This window comes from Selenomonas sp. (genome assembly GCF_052169755.1).
Classification (GTDB): Bacteria; Bacillota; Negativicutes; order Selenomonadales; family Selenomonadaceae; genus Selenomonas.
Genome location: NZ_JBQNBV010000181.1, coordinates 1 through 3,511 on the forward strand (window position 1 = coordinate 1; position 3,511 = coordinate 3,511).

General features: G+C 58.3%; 5 protein-coding genes. 1 reads left to right on the top strand and 4 read right to left on the bottom strand.

From position 1 onward, the window contains the following. Positions 1 to 358 (top strand): molybdate ABC transporter permease subunit (locus ACTTKG_RS09940; RefSeq protein ID WP_442674042.1); only part of this gene is annotated, 358 nt, incomplete at its 5' end. An 88-nt stretch (positions 359 to 446) separates the two neighbouring features. Here the strand turns inward: ACTTKG_RS09940 and groL are convergent. From groL to ACTTKG_RS09960, 4 genes are all read right to left on the bottom strand, one after another. Further along, on the bottom strand, positions 447 to 2,078 hold the full coding sequence (gene groL, locus ACTTKG_RS09945) for a chaperonin GroEL (protein WP_442674043.1): 1,632 nt from the start codon (positions 2,076 to 2,078) through the stop codon (positions 447 to 449). Positions 2,079 to 2,134: 56 nt separating this feature from the next. Then, on the bottom strand, positions 2,135 to 2,416 hold the full coding sequence (gene groES / locus ACTTKG_RS09950; RefSeq protein ID WP_314619767.1) for a co-chaperone GroES: 282 nt from the start codon (positions 2,414 to 2,416) through the stop codon (positions 2,135 to 2,137). A 213-nt stretch (positions 2,417 to 2,629) separates the two neighbouring features. Further along, on the bottom strand, positions 2,630 to 3,370 hold the full coding sequence (gene trmD / locus ACTTKG_RS09955) for a tRNA (guanosine(37)-N1)-methyltransferase TrmD (RefSeq protein WP_442674044.1): 741 nt from the start codon (positions 3,368 to 3,370) through the stop codon (positions 2,630 to 2,632). Next, positions 3,360 to 3,488, bottom strand: a complete 129-nt coding sequence (locus ACTTKG_RS09960) for a hypothetical protein (protein WP_442674045.1) — start codon at positions 3,486 to 3,488, stop codon at positions 3,360 to 3,362. The genes trmD and ACTTKG_RS09960 overlap by 11 nt, the downstream gene beginning before the upstream one ends. Positions 3,489 to 3,511: the final 23 nt, after the last annotated feature.

A 3,511-nucleotide genomic window follows, 5' to 3' on the forward strand; every position in this document is an offset into this window, starting at 1 on the left:
CATGTACCGCACCGCGCGCGGCGCCTTCGAGCAGCTCGACAAGAACATCGTCTATGCGGCGCGCACGCTCGGCATCTCCGAGTGGCGCATCTTCTGGCGCATCCTCGTGCCGAACGCCAAGCACGGCATCGTTGCGGGACTCGTGCTGACGTTCACGCGTGCGCTCGGCGAATTCGGCGCGACGATCATGTTCGCGGGCAACGTCCCCGGCACGACGCAGACGATGTCCACAGCGATCTACGCCGCCGTGCAGGCGAACGACTACGACCTCGCCTTCCAATGGGCGGCGGCTCTCGTCCTCTTCTCCCTCGTCTTCGTCGCCGCCATGAACGCCTGGCTTGCGAAGAGCCGCAGCTAAAAAAATACGGACACACAAAAAAGCTTCCTGCCGCAAATTGCAGCAGGAAGCTTTTCTATTTCAATTTATTCGCGATGGATTTCGCGCCTTACATCATGCCCGGCATACCGCCGCCCATACCCGGAGCGCCCATCGGCATCGGCGGCTCCTTCTCCGGCTTGTCCGCCACAAGCGTCTCCGTCGTGAGAACCATCGCCGCGATGCTCGCCGCATTCTGCAGGGCAGAACGCGTGACCTTCGCCGGATCGACGATACCCGCGCCGATCATGTCGACATACTCGCCCGTCAGAGCATTGAAGCCCGTGCCATTCGCCGACTTCTTGACGTTCTCGACGACGACCGCGCCTTCAAGACCCGCGTTGTTCGCAATCTGGCGCACCGGCTCTTCGACAGCACGCTTCACGATGTTGATGCCCGTCTGCACATCGCCTTCGGCATTCAGTGCATCAAGTGCAGGCAGGATATCGACGAACGTCGTGCCGCCGCCGGCGACGATGCCCTCTTCGACCGCCGCACGCGTAGCATTTAGCGCGTCCTCGATGCGCAGCTTCTTGTCCTTCATCTCGACCTCGGTCGCAGCGCCGATCTCGATGACGGCGACGCCGCCCGCGAGCTTTGCGAGGCGCTCCTGCAGCTTCTCCTTGTCGAAGTCCGAAGTCGTCTCTGCGACCTGCTTCTTGATCTGCTCGACACGAGCGTCGATCGCAGCCTTATCGCCCGAACCGTCAACGATCGTCGTCTCCTCCTTCGAGGAGCGAACCTGACGCGCCTGACCGAGATCTTCGATCTCGACGCTGTCGAGCTTCCTGCCGACTTCCTCGGAGATGACCGTGCCGCCCGTCAGGATAGCGATGTCTTCGAGCATCGCCTTGCGGCGGTCGCCGAAGCCCGGAGCCTTGACGGCAAGCGCCTTGAACGTGCCGCGCAGCTTGTTGACGACGAGCGTCGCAAGCGCCTCACCGTCGAGATCCTCGGCGATGATCATCAGTTCCTTGCCCTGCTTTACGACCTTCTCAAGAATCGGCAGGATGTCGGCAATCGCCGAAATCTTGCGATCCGTGATGAGGATGTACGGATTGTCGAGAACGGCTTCCATCTTGTCCGTGTCCGTGACCATGTAGGGGGAGATATAGCCGCGGTCGAACTGCATACCCTCGACGACCGAGAGGTTCGTGTCCATAGACTTCGACTCCTCGACCGTGATGACGCCGTCCTTGCCGACCTTCTCCATCGCCTCGGCGATCAGCTCGCCGACCTCCTCGTCGCCCGAGGAAATCGCCGCGACCTGCGCGATCGCCGCCTTGCCCTCGACCTTCTTCGAGTTGCTCTTGATCTCATCGACGAGCTTCTTGACCGCCTGGTCGATGCCCTTCTTGAGGATCATCGGGTTCGCGCCCGCAGCGACGTTCCTCATGCCCTCGTGGATCATCGCCTGCGCGAGAAGCGTAGCCGTCGTCGTGCCGTCGCCCGCGATGTCGTTCGTCTTCGTCGCGACTTCCTTGACGAGCTGTGCGCCCATGTTCTCAAACGGATCTTCGAGTTCGATATCCTTCGCAATCGTCACGCCGTCATTCGTGATCGTCGGTGCGCCGAACTTCTTGTCGAGAACGACGTTGCGGCCCTTAGGACCAAGCGTGACCTTTACGGCATTCGCCAAAGCGTCGACGCCCTTGCCGAGCGCACGGCGCGCTTCTTCATTGAACAAAACCTGCTTTGCCATAGTAAAACCTCCCAATATCTACGAATCTATCGAATCTGCGCTCTCTCAGACAAATCTCAGAGAACCGCGAGGATGTCGCTCTCGCGAACGATCAGGTAGTTCTGCTCGTCGACCTTGACTTCAGAACCCGAGTACTTCGAGAAGATAACCTTGTCGCCCGTCTTGACTTCCATCTGCGCACGCGTGCCGTTGTCGAGCATCTTGCCCGTGCCGACTGCGACGACTTCGCCTTCCTGCGGCTTCTCCTTCGCCGTGTCCGGCAGCACGATGCCGCTCGCCGTCTTCATATCGCCTTCCGAAACCTTGATGACAACTCTGTCGCCCAATGGCTTGATCATGTTTATCTTCCTCCCAAATCAACGGAAGCGCTGACCAATCAGCTCTTCCTAAAATCTTTTTGTTAGCACTCGCATTGCTTGAGTGCTAATCACAGCTCTTATATTACTCATTTTTCGATAAATAGTCAAGGACTTTTTTTGATTTTTTGACCTTTTAGCAAAAAATCTGCATGACACAAGCCCCTCGTATAATGCAGCGGATGTTTCAACAGCTCAATGCAGCACGTCCTTCAAGTCCGCCAAGAAACGCTTATCCTGCGCCGTTAGGCACGCTTGTTCCAATAGCTCGGGACGCCGCTCGTATGTGATGCGAAGCGATTCCCTGCGCCGCCATGCGCGAATCTTCGCATGATCGCCCGACAGAAGCACCTGCGGCACTTCCATGCCTTCAAACATACTCGGTCTCGTATACTGCGGGAACTCCAAAAGACCGTCATAAAAGGAATCCGTCGGCGCCGATTCATCCGAACCGAGGACGCCCGGAATCATGCGAGCCACAGCGTCGACGACGACCATCGCAGGCAGCTCGCCGCCCGTCAGCACAAAATCGCCGATGGAAAGCGCCTCATCTGCCAAATGCACATGGATGCGTGCATCGAAGCCCTCGTAATGACCCGAGAGAAAAATCAGCTGCTCCTCTTGCGCCAGTTCCTTCGCCTTCGCCTGTGTGAAGGTCGCGCCGCTCGGACACAAGAGCACGATGCGCCGCCGCTTTGCCGTGCTGTTCGCCAAGATCGAGCGTACGGCGCGAAACATCGGTTCTGGCTTCAAGACCATGCCGCTGCCGCCGCCGAAAGGCGAATCATCGACCTGCCTGTGCTTATCAAAGGCAAAGTCCCGAAGCTGCGTCAAGCGTATATCAAGCAGCCCCTTTTGACGGGCGCGCTTGATGATGCTCTCGCCAAACACCGCCTCGAACATCATCGGGAACAGTGTTACAATATCAATCCGCACGGCTGTCCAACTCTTCCTGCAAATCCACGCGCAAAAATCCCTCAGCGATATTGATTTCGCGCACAACCTTTTTCAGCGCCGGCACAAGCAGCTCCGCGCCGTCAGGCTTCTTCACCACATAAACGTCGTTGCTGCCCGTCT

Bases quoted from the DNA above. Each gene is read 5' to 3' on its own strand.
- groL (WP_442674043.1), bottom strand. From the start codon at position 2,078: ATGGCAAAGCAGGTTTTGTTCAATGAAGAAGCGCGCCGTGCGCTCGGC.
- groES (WP_314619767.1), bottom strand. From the start codon at position 2,416: ATGATCAAGCCATTGGGCGACAGAGTTGTCATCAAGGTTTCGGAAGGC.